The sequence below is a fragment of the Wenyingzhuangia heitensis genome, from assembly GCF_011762155.1.
GTDB classification, from domain to species: domain Bacteria; phylum Bacteroidota; class Bacteroidia; order Flavobacteriales; family Flavobacteriaceae; genus Wenyingzhuangia; species Wenyingzhuangia heitensis.
This window is the reverse complement of the sequence record NZ_JAASQL010000003.1, coordinates 1-18,081: the sequence shown is the minus strand read 5'-3', so window position 1 is coordinate 18,081 and position 18,081 is coordinate 1. Positions and strand designations below refer to the sequence as shown.

The 18,081-nt window shown below is 29.6% G+C and carries 17 protein-coding genes and 1 tRNA gene; 9 read left to right on the top strand and 9 right to left on the bottom strand.

Translation table 11 applies throughout. The features are described from left to right. Position 1: 1 nt before the first annotated feature. A complete protein-coding gene (locus tag FHR24_RS10885; protein WP_167188382.1) occupies positions 2-412 on the bottom strand; it encodes a DoxX family protein in 411 nt (136 codons plus the stop codon). 20 nt (positions 413-432) lie between these two features. Continuing rightward, positions 433-1,020: a uracil-DNA glycosylase family protein gene (locus FHR24_RS10880; protein WP_167188379.1), complete on the bottom strand. Its 588-nt coding sequence runs from the start codon at positions 1,018-1,020 to the stop codon at positions 433-435. A gap of 116 nt (positions 1,021-1,136) precedes the next feature. Here FHR24_RS10880 and FHR24_RS10875 point away from each other — a divergent pair, with 116 nt between their 5' ends. Continuing rightward, a complete protein-coding gene (locus tag FHR24_RS10875) occupies positions 1,137-2,177 on the top strand; it encodes a GMP reductase (RefSeq protein ID WP_167188375.1) in 1,041 nt (346 codons plus the stop codon). Positions 2,178-2,257: 80 nt separating this feature from the next. On the opposite strand, the gene FHR24_RS10870 is transcribed toward FHR24_RS10875, so the two are convergent. The 5 genes from FHR24_RS10870 to FHR24_RS10850 all read right to left on the bottom strand — a co-directional run bounded on the left by FHR24_RS10870 (position 2,258) and on the right by FHR24_RS10850 (position 11,023). Next, the gene (locus FHR24_RS10870) at positions 2,258-3,625 is read right to left on the bottom strand and encodes a 3-keto-disaccharide hydrolase (protein WP_167188372.1); all 1,368 of its coding nucleotides are present in this window, start codon (positions 3,623-3,625) and stop codon (positions 2,258-2,260) included. 148 nt (positions 3,626-3,773) lie between these two features. Continuing rightward, complete coding sequence (locus FHR24_RS10865) at positions 3,774-8,108, bottom strand: PAS domain S-box protein (RefSeq protein WP_167188368.1); 4,335 nt, start codon at positions 8,106-8,108, stop codon at positions 3,774-3,776. Between the two features lie 167 nt (positions 8,109-8,275). Then, entirely contained in the window at positions 8,276-9,619 is a 1,344-nt protein-coding gene (locus FHR24_RS10860; RefSeq protein WP_167188365.1) for a glycosyltransferase family 2 protein, read from the bottom strand. Next, positions 9,606-10,658, bottom strand: coding sequence for a HEAT repeat domain-containing protein (locus tag FHR24_RS10855; RefSeq protein WP_208412338.1), 1,053 nt, complete (start codon positions 10,656-10,658; stop codon positions 9,606-9,608). The genes FHR24_RS10860 and FHR24_RS10855 overlap by 14 nt, the downstream gene beginning before the upstream one ends. Beyond that, a complete protein-coding gene (locus FHR24_RS10850; RefSeq protein WP_167188359.1) occupies positions 10,658-11,023 on the bottom strand; it encodes a response regulator transcription factor in 366 nt (121 codons plus the stop codon). The genes FHR24_RS10855 and FHR24_RS10850 overlap by 1 nt, the downstream gene beginning before the upstream one ends. A 239-nt stretch (positions 11,024-11,262) precedes the next feature. Between FHR24_RS10850 and FHR24_RS10845 the strand changes: the two genes are divergently transcribed. Next, positions 11,263-11,347 (top strand) — tRNA-Ser (locus FHR24_RS10845). 141 nt (positions 11,348-11,488) lie between these two features. Here the strand turns inward: FHR24_RS10845 and FHR24_RS10840 are convergent. Together FHR24_RS10840 and FHR24_RS10835 are read right to left on the bottom strand one after the other, a co-directional pair. Then, the gene (locus FHR24_RS10840; RefSeq protein ID WP_167189105.1) at positions 11,489-12,442 is read right to left on the bottom strand and encodes an ISAon1 family transposase; all 954 of its coding nucleotides are present in this window, start codon (positions 12,440-12,442) and stop codon (positions 11,489-11,491) included. Positions 12,443-12,461: 19 nt separating this feature from the next. Further along, the gene (locus FHR24_RS10835) at positions 12,462-12,815 is read right to left on the bottom strand and encodes an ISAon1 family transposase N-terminal region protein (protein ID WP_167188356.1); all 354 of its coding nucleotides are present in this window, start codon (positions 12,813-12,815) and stop codon (positions 12,462-12,464) included. 113 nt (positions 12,816-12,928) lie between these two features. Here FHR24_RS10835 and FHR24_RS15785 point away from each other — a divergent pair, with 113 nt between their 5' ends. The 7 genes from FHR24_RS15785 to FHR24_RS10805 all read left to right on the top strand — a co-directional run. Then, positions 12,929-13,081: a DDE-type integrase/transposase/recombinase gene (locus FHR24_RS15785; protein WP_394352395.1), complete on the top strand. Its 153-nt coding sequence runs from the start codon at positions 12,929-12,931 to the stop codon at positions 13,079-13,081. Next, positions 13,078-13,521, top strand: a complete 444-nt coding sequence (locus FHR24_RS10830; protein ID WP_167188353.1) for an integrase core domain-containing protein — start codon at positions 13,078-13,080, stop codon at positions 13,519-13,521. Before FHR24_RS15785 ends, FHR24_RS10830 begins: the two co-directional genes overlap by 4 nt. A gap of 18 nt (positions 13,522-13,539) precedes the next feature. Beyond that, positions 13,540-14,733 carry a TlpA family protein disulfide reductase gene (locus tag FHR24_RS10825; RefSeq protein ID WP_167188350.1) on the top strand — a complete coding sequence of 398 codons (1,194 nt, stop codon included), beginning with the start codon at positions 13,540-13,542 and terminating at the stop codon, positions 14,731-14,733. Between the two features lie 121 nt (positions 14,734-14,854). Beyond that, positions 14,855-15,133 (top strand): transposase, encoded by a 279-nt coding sequence (locus FHR24_RS10820; RefSeq protein ID WP_167188347.1) that lies wholly within the window; start codon positions 14,855-14,857, stop codon positions 15,131-15,133. Between the two features lie 50 nt (positions 15,134-15,183). Beyond that, positions 15,184-16,029, top strand: coding sequence for an IS3 family transposase (locus tag FHR24_RS10815; RefSeq protein ID WP_208412337.1), 846 nt, complete (start codon positions 15,184-15,186; stop codon positions 16,027-16,029). Between the two features lie 448 nt (positions 16,030-16,477). Further along, a complete protein-coding gene (locus FHR24_RS10810) occupies positions 16,478-17,137 on the top strand; it encodes an ATP-binding cassette domain-containing protein (RefSeq protein ID WP_167188343.1) in 660 nt (219 codons plus the stop codon). 333 nt (positions 17,138-17,470) lie between these two features. Further along, the coding region (locus FHR24_RS10805; RefSeq protein WP_208412336.1) for an efflux RND transporter periplasmic adaptor subunit at positions 17,471-18,081 on the top strand (611 nt) is incomplete at its 3' end.

Here is an 18,081-nt window from a genome sequence, read left to right as displayed (position 1 = left end):
TTTATACTCGGATTTTTATGTGGTCTAAAGCAAAATAATTTTGTTCTATATTACTTATTAAAAAGTAAAAGAAAATGGAGTAGAGCATTTGTGTAGCTGCCCAATCCCAGTTTTCAATTAAGCAAGACCCTAAAATTAAAGTGATAATAACCAAAGCACCTGCAATGGTAGTTTGATAGGTTTTGTAGCCTACAATTAACAAAATTCCAATGGCTAATTCAACAAAGGGAAGTATGCTTCCCCAGGCATAAACAGACCAATTGGGCAATAGGCTATTTTCAAATGTATTAACCATCCAATTTCTAAAGCCATTTAACTTAGGAATTCTAACCAATCCGTGTGCAAAAAAATTAACACCCATTGTAATTCTTAACAATGCGTAGGCTGTTTGTTTAGGTGTACTAGTTTTCATTTTTAGTTTTTGAGTATTAATTACTTATCAACATTTATTCCTTTTAGGATTTTTTGAACATGATTTTGCAAAAAAGGCAATGTTTCTTTTTCAAACCATTCATTTTTCTTTAACCAAATATTATTTCTGGGAGATGGATGTGGTAATACCAAAAACGTAGGTAAATATTCATGATAATTTTTAACAGTTTCAGTCAGCGTTTTTTTAGCATTTTCTAAATAATAATTCTGAGCATAACTCCCTATTAAAATAATCAAATCAAGCTCTTTTAAAGCATCAAACAAAGGAGGATGCCATTTAGGAGCACATTCTTTTCTAGGAGGTAAATCGCCAGTTTTTCCTTTACCAGGATAACAAAAACCCATAGGAATAATAGCAATTAGCTCTTGGTTGTAAAAAGTATCTTTATCAATATGTAGCCAACTTCTTAAACGTTCTCCACTTTTATCATTCCATGGGATACTAGTATTGTGAACAATAATGCCGGGAGCTTGTCCTATAATGGCAATTTTACTTTTAGGATGTGCAGACAAAACAGGATTGACTCCGTTGGTTAAATGAGGCAAACACAGCTTGCATTGTTCTATTTCTTGTAAAAGAAGTTTCATATACCTTAAAACTATAAAAATTTATTGTTAATAAGTAATGAATAGAAATGACTTTTAGTTCATATTCGCTATAAAAACAATCCGTAAATTTAAATAAGAAGCTTTAAAATGTCATTATGAGAATAGAATACGATATTAAACTAGGATTTAAAGATGTAATGATTAGACCCAAAAGATCTACTCTTAAAAGTAGATCTCAGGTAGATTTAGACAGAGAGTTTACTTTTTTGAATAGCAAAGCTACTTGGAAAGGAGTGCCTATAATGGCGGCTAATATGGATACAGTAGGGACTTTTGAGATGGCTTTGGCTTTGTCTCAGCATCATGTTTTTACCGCGATACATAAACACTATACAGTGGCAGAATGGAATTCTTTTTTAGCATTAGCTCCTAATGACATAGAAGAGTATATTGCCATTAGTACAGGAACAGGAGAAAAAGATGCTGATAAATTAGCAGAGGTTATTCATCAAAATCCAAAACTAAAATTTATTTGTATTGATGTAGCTAACGGATACTCAGAACATTTTGTAAACTATGTTCAAAATACAAGAAATTTATATCCTGATAAGGTAATTATTGCCGGGAATGTAGTTACAGGAGAAATGGTAGAGGAGTTGTTATTGTCTGGTGCCGATATTGTAAAAGTTGGGATTGGACCTGGTTCTGTTTGTACTACTAGAGTTAAAACAGGTGTAGGGTATCCACAATTATCGGCTATTATAGAATGTGCAGATGCTGCACATGGTTTAGGAGGACAAATAATTAGTGATGGAGGTTGTTCTATTCCAGGAGATGTTGCCAAAGCGTTTGGAGCAGGAGCAGACTTTGTAATGTTAGGAGGTATGCTAGCAGGTCATGATGAAAGTGGAGGAGAACTGATTGAAAAGAACGGAGAAAAATTTAAACAGTTTTACGGAATGAGTTCTGCGACAGCTATGGAAAAACATGTAGGTGGAGTAGCAGAGTATAGAGCTAGTGAGGGAAAAACCGTTGAGGTTGCTTACAGAGGAGAAGTGGCAATAACTGTTAAAGATATTTTAGGAGGCATTAGAAGTACTTGTACGTATGTGGGGGCAGAAAGATTAAAAGAACTGACTAAAAGAACTACTTTTATTAGAGTTGCAGAACAAGAAAACAGGGTGTATACCAAATAAAATAAATACAAATTGATCTAAAAAAGGATTATTAACAATGTTAATAATCCTTTTTTAGATTTTAAGAAAAGAAGTTAAATCTATAGTTCTTTAATTTTTATATTTTTAAAATGAACCTCATTACCGTGATCTTGTAAAAGAATTAATCCTTTTTTTGCTTCACCAAAGTTAGGCCAGTTTTTGTATTTACTATATTTAACCAATGCTCTCCATTGTTGTGTTCCTCTTGTGTATTCTACCATTTTACAGCCATTTAAAAAATGCTGTACTTTTTGTCCATTTACAACAATACGTGCTCTATTCCATCCTGTTTTGTTAATGTATTTTTTGGTGTATAAAGACGGAATGTATTCTTGAGCATCTGCTCTAATTAAATCATATAAAGAAGAAATAGTTCTGTTTCCATCATTTCCTTTTTTAGCATCGGGGTGTTTTTGGTCATCTAAAATTTGAAATTCACAACCAATAGCAGATCCTTTGTCTTTGTTTAATTCTGTATCAACAAAATATTTAATACCACTATTAGCACCAGGAGTGTATTTAAAGTCTACCTCTAGTATAAAATTTTCATAAGGTCTGGTAGTAACAATGTCTCCACCGTGTTCCGACTCTCCTCCTCCAGAGGATAAAACAGTTAAAACACCGTTTTCTATTTTCCATCCTTTTTTAGGAAATTGATCAATTTTAGCACCTCTCCAGCCTTTAGTTGTTTTACCATCCCATAAAAGTTTCCAATCTTTATCAATTTCTTCTTTGGTTAGTTTATTGTTTAGATAACTAATAAGAGGAGCAGTTGTTTTAAATTTATAATTATCAGGTATGTTAGTGATTTTAATATTTTTCCAACGTGTTTTTTTACCAACTTTAGAACCACCACCTGCATGTACTTGCAAAGCAATAAATCCAGTATCGATGTGTTCTTCGTACAAATTAGAAACATTTACTCCGTTTACCCAAGTGGCAATTCTTTGTCCGCTAGCAATGACTTTAACTGCATTCCATTCTCCATTTTTATAGGCTTTTTTTACTTCAGGATTGTATTCAATAGTATATCTCCAACCGTATCTACTTTGGTCAAACAAACCACCGCTCCAACCTCTTGGAGAGGTATCTGCCTCTACTTGCAAACCAAATACAGAGTCTTTTCCCCTAGCTGCATTGTGATGACTTCTAATTTGTACGCCACCATTTAAAGGAGTATCAATGTTTATTTCATATTCTAAAATAAAATTAGTGTACTCTTTTTCTGTGGCTAAATACGTACTGGGAGATCCTTTGGTGGTAATCCCAACAATAGCATTGTTTTCTACATAATATTTAGCAAATCCGTTAAGAGCTTTCCATCCTTCTAGGTTTTTACCATTAAATAATTTTGTAGAAGTGTTTTGGGCATTTATCAAACAGATAAACGCAAAAAATGTAAATAAACTTAAAACAGTTTTTTTCATAATTAACGATGTTTTTTTAGATATCTCAAATATAGTGTGCGTAAACGTTTTATGAAGAATAATAAGTCTTTTTTTGATAAATTAAATATTGATCAAAAACCACACACACTGTTTTTGCAGTGTGTGTGGTTAATTTAGTGACTTAATTTTATTCGTTTTTTAAAATATCTAAAACAATTTTAATCTCTTTTTTTAATTGATTCCATAAGTCAGAAATTAAAGTTTCATCATATTGGTCTAAAAGTTCAAACTCCATACCAATTTTAGCAAGTATAGGTAAGCCAGCAGTACTACTGGTACCATATAATTTATGTCCAATAGCTTTTATTTCTTCAATTTTTTTATGATCTATTGCTGTTGTCATATGGATTGTTACTTCTTCTATTTGTTCTATAATAAGAAGTTTCATTTGATTGATGGCTTCTAAATCATCACCATAATAGGTTTTTAACTGTTCTATATTAAAGTGATCAGTTTTGTTAAACTCTATCGTTGTCTTGTTTAGAGTTTTGTCTGGTTTTGGTAACCATTTGTTTATAACGTCTACCAAATCTTCTTCTACAATTGGTTTTACAACAAAATCTGTCATCCCAATATTTAAACATTTTTCTCTTTCACCTTTTACGTTACCTGCTGTAATTGCTACAATGGGAATGTTAGCTTTGTTATTTTCTAATTCTCGAATCATTTGTGTAGCTTCATAACCATTCATAATAGGCATTTGAATGTCCATTAAAATAATATTAAAGGCTTGTTTTTTGTATAGATCTACGGCTTCTTTACCGTTTACAGCTTCTATAGTTGTAGCGTTAGGAAACTTTCTTTTGATAATAGTTTTGGCAAGTAGTCTGTTTACGCTATTGTCTTCTACTAATAGGATTAAGCTTTCTGCCAATTTTAAATTTTCAGCTTTTTTTTCTTCTAAAACAACAGCTTTGTTTTCTTCTTCTGAGTTTAACATAGAAAGACAGGCATAAATTTCTTTCATTTTAGCAGGTTTTGTTAACCTTTGTGTAATTCCTAATTCTTTTACCTCGGATATTAAGCTTGCATCACTAGAAGAGCTATATAAAAGTATGGCAGGTTGTATCTCATCATGTAATCCAAAAAAGTTTTCTCTTATTTTTTTAATGGTTTCAACCCCATCCATATAAGGCATATGATAATCCATTATAATTACATCGTATTGTTTGTTTTCTGAAAGTAATTGTAGGGCTTCAAATCCGCTTTTTGCTTGATCTGTATTGATGTCTTTTAATCTTAATATTTGACTTATAATGTTTCTGTTGTTTTGATTGTCATCAACAATTAAAACATTGTTAATTTTATCTAAATTATCCCATTGATTTTGTTCTCCGTGTTCGCTTTTAAATTCAACATCAAAATAAAAGGTGCTACCTACACCTAGTTTACTTTCAACTTGAAGCTGACTGTCCATCATTTTTAAAAGTTTATTAGAAATGGTTAGTCCTAGTCCTGTTCCTCCATATTTTTTAGTGGTAGAGGTGTCTTCTTGAGAAAAGGCATCAAAAATTTTATCCTGCTTTTCTTTTTTTATTCCAACACCTGTATCTCTAACGCTAAAGCGGAATGTATTGGTGTTTTTGTTAAGTTTAATGACTTCAATTTTTAATTCTATTTCTCCGTGTTCTGTAAACTTAGCAGCATTACCTAGCAAGTTGATTAATATTTGTTTTAACCTAATAGAATCTGCCCAAATAAATCTAGGCAAATCGGGAGGTAAGTTAAGTAGTAGTTCTAAGTTTTTCTTTTGTATTTGATAATTTACTATATCTGAGGCATAACATCCAATTTCAAAAACATCACATTTATCGATGTCTAGTTCTAGTTTACCCGCTTCAATTTTAGAAAAGTCTAAAATATCGTTGATAATATTTAAAAGTCCGTTAGCAGATTGATTTACAATGTTTAAATATTGTTCTTGTGTTTCTGATAATTCTGTTTTAAGTACTAAGTCTGTAAAACCAATAACTCCATTAAGAGGGGTTCTAATTTCGTGGCTCATATTGGCTAAAAACTCTGATTTAGCAACACTAGCTTGTTCTGCCAGTTGTTTAGCTTTTTTAAGTTCTTCTCTCTGTTTTATAATAGGAGTAATATTTTGGGTAGAGATCATAATTCCACCAATTTCACCTAAATAATTGTACCAGGGTCTCATTTCCCAACTAATGGTTTTTTGATTTCCTGTTTTTTGAGAAATGTACACTTCTTCATCTTTTTTTAGAATACCACCATTTAACACGGTTTTATAACGTTCTTTTCTATCTCCGTTAATATCTGGAAAAATTTTGGAATGTGACATTCCTACAATATCGATGTTTTTTAAATGGTATTTCTCTCTCCATTTATAACTTACATTAATATAGTTTAAGTCTTTGTCTACCATGGCAACTGCTGCAGGAGCGTGTTCTACAAAGGCAGCTAATCTAGCTCTTTCATCTCTTAAAACGTTTTCTATATTTTTACGTTTGGTAATATTTGTGGCAATGGCTAAGAAACCAATCATTTGTTGGTCGTCATTTTTAATGGGGGTAACCACTAAAGATATGGTAAGTTTTGTCCCGTCTTTTTTTACGGCAGTCCATTCTTTGTGCTCAGAACCCTCTCTAACGGGAATTTCTGTGAAAATTCTTTCTTGTTCTATTTTAATTCCAAATTGTTCAGTTAGTTCTTTACTCCTCTGTTCTAATTCTTCTGGAATGTGAATAAAAGCAGGAGTTTTTTTACCAATAACCTCTTTGGGGCTGTAGCCATATAATCTTTCTGCTCCTTTGTTGTATACGGTAATAATTCCTTTTCTGTCTGTTGCAATAATACTTACTTCTGAAGATGCATTTAATACATCATCTAAGAATTTTTTAGATTCGTTAAATTTAATTTCTGCAATTTTACGTTTGTTAATGTCTTGAAAAGTACCAAAAACCTTTATACATTGTCCGTTTTCAAATTCAGGATTACCGATAGCTCTAACCCATATTTCTTTCTTTTTAAGGGTGATAATTTGTAATTCTAAATCAAAAGGCTCCTCATTTTGAATGGCATTGTTTACTGCTTTTGTTATTCTATCTCTATGAATTCCTTCTTTGTAAAAATTAATTCCTTTTTCTAAATCAGGTTGGAAATTTTCGGGAACATCATGGATTTGTTTGGTCATAGAAGTCCAATAAATTTTTTGTTTTACCAAATCTAATTCCCAACCACCAACTCTGGCTACTTTGTTGGTTTGCTCTAATAACTGTTTAACCCGTTGCAGGTTTTTTTCTAGATGATATTGTTCTGTAATATCTGCAGCATTTCCAATTACATATGGGTTGTCTGTATTTGTAGCTTCTAATGTATTGTTAAAAATCCAAATTCTTTTAGAGCCATCTTTACCAACAGTAAGCATTTCTCCTTTATACTTTCCTGTTTTCTTAATGTATTCAAAGTAGTTTTTTAAATCATTGTGTCTGTGCTCTGGTACAATATCAAACAAAGAAAAATCTTTAATTTCTTCTTTGGTATAACCTAACGCTTTTGCCCCAGAATTGTTAACAGTTAAAAGTTTACCTTCTAAATTATGAGTACACATTAATCCTTGTGAACTTTCAAAAAAAGTTTTAAAACGTTTTTCGTTACTTTCTATTTGTTTGGCTCTTTCAACCTCATCTGTAATGTCTCTTGCAATGGCAAAAATATTTCCAGTTTCAGGTTCTGGTGAAGCCACCCATTGTAATACTCTATAAGTTCCTTTTTTATCTCTAAATCTATGAGTAAAGTTTACGGTATCGTGTCCTTCGCCTAACTTCATAATTTCTTTGGCACTTACTTCAATATCATCAAGGTGAATAAAGTCAAAAAAAGAGTTTTCTAATAATGTTTTAGTATCCCAACCTAAAGCTTCTTCAAACGCAGGGTTCACTTTTTTAAAATATCCATCGGTACCTGCTATACAAATTAAGTCATTAGATAATACAAATAGTTTTCCAAAGTGTTTATAGTCTTCTTTTGCTTTTCGATCAACAATAAGGTCTATTACTTCATCAGCCAATAATCTTAATGCTTCTTTTTGACTTTTGTTTAATTTTTTTGGTTTTTGGTCTATTACACACAGTGTTCCAAGTGTATATCCGTTTGGATCTATTAGGGGTTGTCCGGAGTAAAATTTAATATTTGGATCGTTGGTAACAAGAGGATTTTCTTTAAAACGATCGTCAACACTGGCATCAAAAACTTCATAAATTTCTTTTTGCTGAATGGCATGATGACAAAAAGCAATATCTCTTTGAGTTTCTTCTACTGTAACTCCTATTTTAGCTTTAAACCATTGTCTGTCTTCGTCAATTAATGAAATTAATGAAATGGGGGTTTCACAAATTAAAGAAGCTAATTTTGTAATTCTATCAAATTCTTTTTCTTCTTTAGTGTCTAATAAATCATAAGACATTAAAGCTTTTATTCTTTGTTTTTCTTTTGCAGACATTGTTTTTTTTTTCTTTTAGAACTACTAGATAAGGATGTAAATAGTAAGGGGGATTTCTTTAGTAAGAAAAATAACAATATTAATTGGGTTTTTAAAATTTTTTCTTTTTTTCTTTTTAGAAGCTCTTAGCTGATGATAAGATTTGCAGTATTTTATGAAAACAAAAATTATTTTTTTGTAAAATACTGTAAACTACCTTTAAAAAAAGAGAAAATAACAATAGGTGTAAATATAATAGGTTCTAAAATAGCGGCTACTATTTGTTTTACTACAGAATTGTTTTGGTTATTTTTATGTTGTGTGATGATTTTTGTTAAAATAGCAATAAAAGAATATGTTATTTTTAGACTATACAATAACACCCCTAAAGAAATAATTGATAACCAAGAAATTTGTTTTGTGCTACCTAAAACTAGCAAATAAATAAAAGTAATGACCTTTACTATGGGTGTGAGAAATTTAAATAAAAACCAGTAAGGGTAACTAACTAAGCCTAAAGTTCCGTATTTTCTGTTGAATATTATTTTTTTATTTGATTTTAAGCTTTCTAATTTTTTTAACGTCCAATTGCTTTTTTTTGTTAGAATATTCTTAAAATTGATTTCTTCTTTTTTCCAACATAAAATATCAGGTATAAAAGATATGGTATATGCTGTTTTATGTTCCTCCATATACTGTCTCATACGCATGGTTAGTTCCATGTCTAAACTAGAGGTGTTTGGGGTGTAGCCTTTACATTTAATAGCTATTTCTCTATCAAAAATCATAAATAATCCAGGAGTAAATAATAGTTCATTTACCTTTGTCCAAGCCATATACTCTAATAAAAGTATTCTAGTATGTTTTAAACTAATTATTCTAGATAATATAGTTGCAGATTTTTTGTTCTCTGCATATTTAATAACACTACCAGAGGCTATTACTTTTTGGGTGGTTTCTTTTAAAAAAGGTTTTGACAGTTTTAAAATAGCATCTTGTTTTATAACGTAATTAGTGTTAATATGTGTTATGTATTTTCCGCTGGCAATATTAATTCCCGTGTTTAAAGAATCGGCATTATTACTTATAGGTTTGTCTACAATAATTAATTTTTTGTAAATAGGGTTAGTACTTTTGTAAATAGTTTTTACAGGTCCAGAATCAATTTCTTTATTAATATAAACATTTATAGGTTTTAAGTTATAAGTTTTTATTAAGTTTTGCAACGAATTGTCTGTACTACCATTGTTGATAATTATAATTTCTAAGTTATTATAATGTGACAAAAGCAATAATTTTACACTTTGAAGTATTGTGTTTTCTTGATTGTAAATAACTTTAATAACAGAAATATTAGGGGCATTGGATGATGAAGCTAATGTATTGTAATCTGTAAATTCTTTTCTATTTAAATAGATTTGATTTTTTAGAATAGATGTTATAGCAATGCACACATGAATGATTACAGACAACACAATATAAAAACCTATCAATTGTAGTATAAAGAAAGGAGTGTTATTAATCCAATTCATAAGCTTGTTCCTCTTTTAGTTGTAAAATAATATTATTTAATGGTGGGGTGTGTGCATTGGGTATTTTTTCTAAAAGCAATATTCCTTCAGTATCAATTTTAGCAATTGTTTTAATAATTACTATTTGTAAAGTAGGAGTTTCTTGTTTTAGTAATTCTATAAGGTACGGAATTGTGCTTTGTTCTTTAAAACTAGAGAGTTCTTTTAAAATTGCAATTTTATTTTCTGTAGTTTCATTTTCAAAAATTGAAAGTAATTCTTTAGGTGTATTTTTATTGAAAATTTTAGCAAGGGTACGTATGGCTTGCAATCTTATTTTATGATTTTTATGATGTAAAAGTTTTACAGTGTCTGGGTAAAACTCAAATAAGTGATAATTTGCAATTAGTTTTAATGTAAAAACAATAACACTTTTGTTAAAAGATTTTAACCATATTTTAATTCCCTTAAACTTCTCTGGATCTAGTGTTTTTAACTCTCTTAGTAAAACAATTTGATACCATTCTGAAATAGGATAGGTAATTATATTTAAAAATTTTAATCCTTTAAAACCAGTAAGTCTTATTAATGCTACTTGAGCTTCTATTCTAATTAAGTCGTTTTTGTGATTGGTGTTTTCAAAAACAATTTCTTCAAAGTTTTTTAAATTCATAACACCAACATTTCTAATAGCTCTAGTTTTTAAATGTCCTAAAACATGCTTTGTATCGTGTAATGTGTCTTTATCCAGCTCTAAAAGAAGGTATAGTTGTTTTAAATTACGTGTAGTTTCTCCCGAAAAATTTTTAACAGCTGTAATTATTTTTTGAGAAATAAATGTTCTGAAAAAAGGATTTTTTTTAAGAGTATGTATGTCATCTGGTAGTTCTAAAACAGTATTATTATCTATAAAAATAAAGGTATTAATAAGTTCATTACTCTCTTTTTCCCAAACACTATATTTTTGTTTTTTAACTTTATTTAGGTACGAAAAAAAAAACATCATCAATAAAAGGACAATGCTAGTGTATACAGTAATATAAAATAAGAGCTGTAACATTAAATCTTTTTAATTGCGAATCTTTTAATTCTAACAGACAATTCATTAGGGCTAAATGGTTTTGGTATAAAATCATCAGCTCCTAATCCAAAAGCTTCTAAAACCACATCTTCTTGTCCCATAGTAGTTAGCACTATAATTTTTATTTGATTCTGATATTTTTCCTTAATCAGTCCCACAAGTTCTAAACCTGAAATATGAGGCATCATGATATCTGTAATTACTAAATCAGGAATTTGTTCGTCTATTTTTTTTAAAGCATCCTTACCGTCAATAGCAAGTGTTACATCATGATTGTCTTTCTTAAGTCTAAATTCAAGTGCACTTCGGATTAGGTTATCATCTTCTGCTACTAGTATTTTCATGATAGATTATCTTTTTTTAAGGTGCAATAAAAGTAACAAAATATTGTCATTTGTTAGTTGGTGTATCCGTATTTCTTTTATTGAACAAGTTAATACTTTATTGTTTAGTTATTTATACGAATTATTATAAATAAGGTTTGCTTTTTAGCAGTTATTTGTAATTTTTTTAAATGTTTTGTTGGAAAACAAAACATTGTTGTTATATTTGCACTCGCAAACGAGAAATCGTGAGACGCTCAGGAGAAATGGCAGAGTGGTCGAATGCGGCAGTCTTGAAAACTGTTGACTGTAACAGGTCCGGGGGTTCGAATCCCTCTTTCTCCGCAAATTCAGCTGTTAATCAGGTCTTTGAATTAAAAACACACCTTTTAACACCCGCTTTTTATTAAAAGCGGGTGTTTTTATTTTAACTATTTTCGTAAAAAGAAAGAGGGATCATGGAGGATCATACCTAAAAGTTGTGTTTTAGGCAAAAATATTAGTCAATCTAAAGAGGAAGAATTCAACGTTTTTAACACCTCTGAACTGAGCTCTAAAAGCTTTGATTTTGGCATTGAAAGATTCAGCAGCAGCGTTTGTACTTCTATTATTAAAGTAATTCAATATGGATCTATAGTTATTATAGATGGTGTTTGCGACTGTATTAAAAGCTTTAAATCCTGATATTTCTACTTGATGATACCACTGTGCTAACCTTGTGTATGCAATTTTTATTGATTTAGCTTGGTTGAATATATTTCGGAGGTTTTGCACTAAGTCGAATGCTTTTTTGATGTCTGGGTATTGTTGGAATAGAATTTTACTTCTGAAGTCTTGATTTTGTGTCCAATTGGAAGGAGCTTTGTAGAGTAAATATCTACTTCTAGCGAGTAGTTGTTTTCTAGTATCTCCATTATCAAGAGTTTCAGGAATAAAGAGTATCTTTTTCTGTTTTGCTAATTTTATAGAGTTGTTTTCCCTATCAATAGCTTCCCATCTATGTTTGATTCTGATATCTTGTAAAGCTTCTAATGCTAGTTTTTGTACATGAAATCTGTCTGTTACTTGTGTGGCTTTTGGAAAACAAACTCTGGCTATTGTTTTCATAGAATTAGCCATGTCTAATGTGATTTCTTTGACTTTGTTTCTGATTTTAGAAGGAATTTTAAGCAGTTGTTCAATGATAGGTTCTACTTTAGTTCCAGCGCATATAGCTACAATACTCCCTTTTTTACCTTTTGCTTTTTTGTTAGTGATAATGGTGTAGAGTTCCCCTTTAGATAAAGCAGTTTCATCAATAGAGAGGTGTTTATCTATGTTCTCGGGGTAGATTAGGTATTGTTTAGCATGTGTTTTATGTTTCCATTGCTTAAACTCACTTATATAGTCTCTATATTGTCTTTGTAGTTTTTTACCATTAAGATTATAGAAACTAGCTATGGTATGACAATCATTAGCTTTAGTATCGACTAATTTCTTTTAAAAAAGTTGCGAATTCGTTTGTCATACGAGTTCCCTTAGCTACTAGATTCCAGTCTCTTTGTAAAATTTGTCCATTGTTTTTATCTAACCATCTTCTACGTTTGATATGTAGGTAAACTGTATTTCCTCTAATAGGGAAATCTTGTATGGTTATTTGTTTGTGGAATCCATGGGCAATAATTATTTGCTGAGTAAACTCTTTAGGAGCTGTTATTTTCTCTTCAAAATATAGATGAAGTGTTTCTTTCGCTTTAGAATGTTTTGTTAAATCGAAGTTATCGATTAAGAATTCAGGAAGTATAAGTTTTAAAAGGTCTAAAGTAAGTTCCAATACGAATAAATTTAAACTTCAAAACTAAAACTACCCTAATTCATAGACAACTTTTGTGATTGATCGGTTTTTAGGAGCTAAAAAACACAACTGCTGTTGCGTTAGAACATTGAATCCAAGAAGACAAAGTAGTACCTACCAGAGTCGAACAAGTTTGGATAACGGATATCACCTATATTAAAACGGACAAAGGACATGCATACCTAGCACTCGTAACAGATGCGTATTCTAAGCAAATTATGGGATATAAGATAGATGTAAAATGAAAACTGAACTCTGTTTAAAAGCAATTAAAATGGCTATCAAAAACAGAAAGTTTCCTAGTCAAAAAATCATTCATCACTTAGATAGAGGGATACAATATAGTAATCCTACTTACACAAAGTTTGCGGTAGAGAATGGCGTAACAATGGGTGTGACCGAAAAATATGATCCCTACGAAAATGTAATTGCAGAAAGAATTAACAAAACTTTAAAATATGAATATGGACTAAAACATGTCATAAAAAATCTTAAATTAGCCAAAACGATGACCAAAAAGGCGGTCGATATTTACAACAATTTTGGTCCACATTGTAGCTTTGATTTATGCACTACGAAACATATCCATTTAAATCAAAATAGAAACTACAAATCGTACCGAAGAAATAATAACAAACTGGAATTGTTAACCTATTTCAGGACGATACAAAATGTCAAAAGCTGAATTTAAATAAGAAAAAAAATGAATTTTTTTTTAATCACTATATCTAAAATTATTTTAGGTATTTTATCTATAATTATTATTTTTATAGCACTTGTTTATCCAGTAGATAGAATTTTACAAATTCATCAATATGATCAATTAAAGTGGTTTGCACTGTTAATTTGTACATTAGGATTTTACATTTCTGGTTTAATAAATAAAAAAACACCTTTAAAGCTTATTCCTTTACTTTATATATCACTTCTCCTATTTATTCCTATGAGATGTTTTTATTTTCCTCTAATTTATTTTCTTGTCTTATTTGCAACAATAAGTTTATTAGTAACAAGAAAAGAGGTTAATAAAACAATGAAGTTAGCTTTATTAACTGTAATGGGCGGACTATTTGTATATTTCCTTTTTTCACAACCATTAATTATCAGACAAGGAGAATCAATAAAATTGGACCAATATGGTAAATTAATAAATGGAAAGATAGTTTGGGATTTTACAGAAAAGAAGAGAAAATTGTTACCCGAATCAATTTTTTTAGATTCTAAATTTGTACCATTTGATTTAAAATCTATAAAAAATAAAACATTATACATCTCATTTTGGGCTACTTGGTGTGGTCCTTGTCGTGCAGAAAAACCACAACTTGAAAAATTAAAATCTTATTTTAAGAACAATCTAAATATAGTATTTATAGATATTTCTGTTGATGGAAATAAAGAGAAATGGAAAGAGTATATTGAATCAAATAAACCTTCAGGAATTCAGCTTATTTCAAAAGATTACGCGAAAACAAGAAATTTGTTTGAATTATCTGGGATTCCTGCACATTTAGTAGTTAATTCGAAAGGAGAGTTTATAAAAAAGAGAAGTATTGACCAAGTATACTATCTATTATCCGATTCGACTAAACTTGATAATTTTATAAATGGAATGCAACGAAAGGCTGTTAAGAAGTTTACAATTGAAAATTTCAGAACAGTGAAATATATTAAATTAGATTCTACAAAAACTATTTATTATACAACGGACGGAAAAAATAGATTATTAGCACCTCAAGTAAATACTTTTCTTGACACATTAAGAAAAATGGAAAAAACAAGTTTTGTGAAATTACAAGTTGAAAGAAAACCTATTTTAAATAAAGATTCAATTATTTATAAAATAGGAGTTAATATAAGTAACATAGAAACTTTGGAAGATATTCAAACTGATGACTAATTAATTTTGTATTCTAACTGAATGTGTCGATAAATATGCTAATAATGTGTAAAATAATAGTATTTTAGCCCCCAATAAGTTCGGAGTGTTCTTTTAAATTTCAAATTAATAAATTTGAGATATGAAATACAAGAAATGGGAGTTATCCCAAAAGCTAGAAACCTGTCGTAAACACGGAGTAAGCACAGGAACCTTTTATAGTTGGAAGAAGAAGTTTGAACATCAAGGAGAATCAGGTTTAAAAGTAACTTATGATACTAAAAAAAGCAAAGAACTTAAAGCAGCCGAAGAGGAGAATCGAGTTTTACGTAAGTTGCTTAGCGATAGAGAGATTGAACTAGAGGTACAACGTGAACTTCTAAAAAAAAAGTTTGGAACGTCCGATCCAAGAAAGATTTAGTGAATATTATTTATGAAAAATATAAGTGTAGTAAGTCTAAGATTATAAAAATGGTAGGTATAGTTCCTAGCAGTTATTATAGAGAACCAAGTCTAGGTAGAAAGGGTAATAACCCCTCTAAGTACACCTATCATCAATCAAAAGGCTTCGTGTCTCAAGAAGATGTAGTAAATGCGGTAAAAGAGATTTTAAACCATGAATTTATAGATTGTGGTTACCGATTAATGACTAGCTATTTAAAGAAAGAAGGTTACAATATTAATCATAAGAAGTTATACCGAATTATGAAAGAAGCAGGCTTATTGAAGCTTGAAAACAGAATAGATAGAAGTGGTTCTGGACGTAAATTTGTAAAATATAGAGTAGTGCATACCACTAGACCTTTGGAGTGCTTAGAAATGGATATTAAAATGGTCTGGATTCCTCATGTAGGAAAGAATGCTTATCTACTCTCTGTTATAGATATCCATTCACGTAGAATATTAAAGGATTATTTTTCATTTACCATAAAACAGAACCATGTAATAGCACTTCTATCCTCTTTATTTGAAGATTATAATTATCCTGAAAACATAGTTATTAGAAGTGATAATGGCAGTCAGTTTTTAGCTAAAAAAGTACGAGAATACTTAAGCCTTATAGGAATTCAACAAGAGTTTACTCATGTAGCTACACCAGAAGAGAATGCACATATAGAAGCCTATCATGGAATCCTAAAAAAGGAAGTGTTTACCAGGTTTGATTATCGTCATTTTGGAGAGATAGAACAAATATTAAAACGATATGTAAAGTTTTATAATAACGAAAGACTCCATGGACTCTTAGGACGTATTACTCCTATGGAAAAATGGAACTCTGATAAACACTTGATTTTAATGGAAAAATTAACAGCGTAACTAATAATCGAAATTTAAAAGATTACTCTTGCTTTATAGGGGTCAAAACAAATAGCGATTTTATCGTTTTAAATGAAATATAAAATTTATCAGAAACATAAAAAAACTATTTTAAAAAAAATATAAATATTCTAAATCCGTTAGTTACCATAATGAAAATCATCAGATTGATATTGATTTTTTATAGATTATATGCTTTTCTAAGTTTTATAGTTAATCTTGCTTGCGTATCAATTATTAGCACATGGGGAATTAGAGGAATCACAGCAGTATTTTGGTTTAAAATATTCATATCGGGCTTTATTTATTACTATATAAATAACAATAAAAAAGAAGAGTTTTTTTATTATAAAAATCTTGGACTTTCTAGAAAAAACTTATGGATTTCAACTTTTATAATTGATTTATCTTTATTCATAACAATAATAATTCTAACACTTAAATTTACATGAAAAATATTCTTGAAATAGATAGTGTTCTTCTTAAATTTAAATCTACAGTTATTCTAAGTAATGTTTATTTAAAAAGTGAAACTGGAATAATAACAGGACTGTTAGGAAGAAATGGAACAGGAAAATCTTCTCTTATGAAAATTATATATGGAGAAATTATTCCTAATGATAAATCTATAAGAATCAATAATTCAACTTTATTTAAATCTTCCCGTTCTCCAAAAGATATTAGGTATCTTCCACAAAATAAATTTATTCCTATGTATTTAACAGTGCAAAGGTTATTGAAAGATTTTAATCTAGATTTTTTAGATTTAACATCATTTTTTCCTGAATTTCAAAAGCATTACAAATCAAAACTGGAAAATTTATCTGGAGGAGAAAGAAGAATTATTGAAATTTATTTAATACTTGTTTCTAAAACTAAATTTTGCATGCTAGATGAACCGTTTTCTCAAATAATGCCTGTACATATTGAAACAATTAAAAAATTAATAATTAGAGAAAAACAAAATAAAGGAATTATTATAACAGATCATATGTATGAGCATATAACTGAAATTAGTGATAGTTTATATGTTATAAAAAATGGGAAAACACATTTAACAAACAGTATTAAAGATTTACAAAAATTAGGATACATTAGAGGTTTATAGGAATTAAGGATGCTAACACTTACTATAATTAATGCCTCTTCTATGCTTTATATGTTATATTATTTGTCATTATTAAGTTATAGTAAATTTATTAAGGATTGTAGTTACACAAATACAGATTATTATAGTTAGGTTTATTTACTCTCAAAGAAACATAGATAATTATTTTCTATCATTAGCAAAATGGTTGTTGTTCTATAAACTGTGTATAATCTCAGTTTTTGAGAAAAACATTAAAGATTGTTTGTGTGTTTGAATTTAAAAAGTTTTTTTTGAAAAAAAAAAGCTAATATTTTTTTTAGATTCTGATAAAAATGCAGAATTATATTTATTATGAAAAACAATTCTTTAAATGGTCATAAAATGATCTGTCTTTTGCTGTTGTCAATGTTTTTAATAAACTGTTCAGATGTTGCAGAAGAAAAAGAAAATTTAAAAAAAAGAACTTATCTGCTTCGTGATAATGAGGTTACTGCCGAAGTTCTAAAAACTAGATCTTTTCAAAAGGAATTGATTAGTAACGGAAAACTAATTGCGATTCAAAAAAACATTTTAAAGTTTGAGATAGGAGATGAATTGGAAGGACTGTATGTTTGTAATGGAGAAAGAGTGAAGAAGGGGCATACGCTAGCACGTTTGTCACAACGAAATTTTTTAGAAAAACTAGAGAAAGCGGAGCTTAATCTAAAAAAATCAACTTTTGATTTGGAAGATAATTTACTAGGACGTGGTTATACGTTATCTCAAAAAGAGAGCATTCCTAATGAAGTATATGAAATGTTAAGTATTAAGTCGGGATATCGAAGTGCACTACAACAAGTAGAAGAAGCTAAATATCAGTTATCCTTGAGTAGTTTAAAAGCTCCTTTTAATGGTAAAGTAGCCAATTTAACTGCTAAAAAATATGATCAAATTAGTTCGGGTACGTCATTTTTAACATTAAT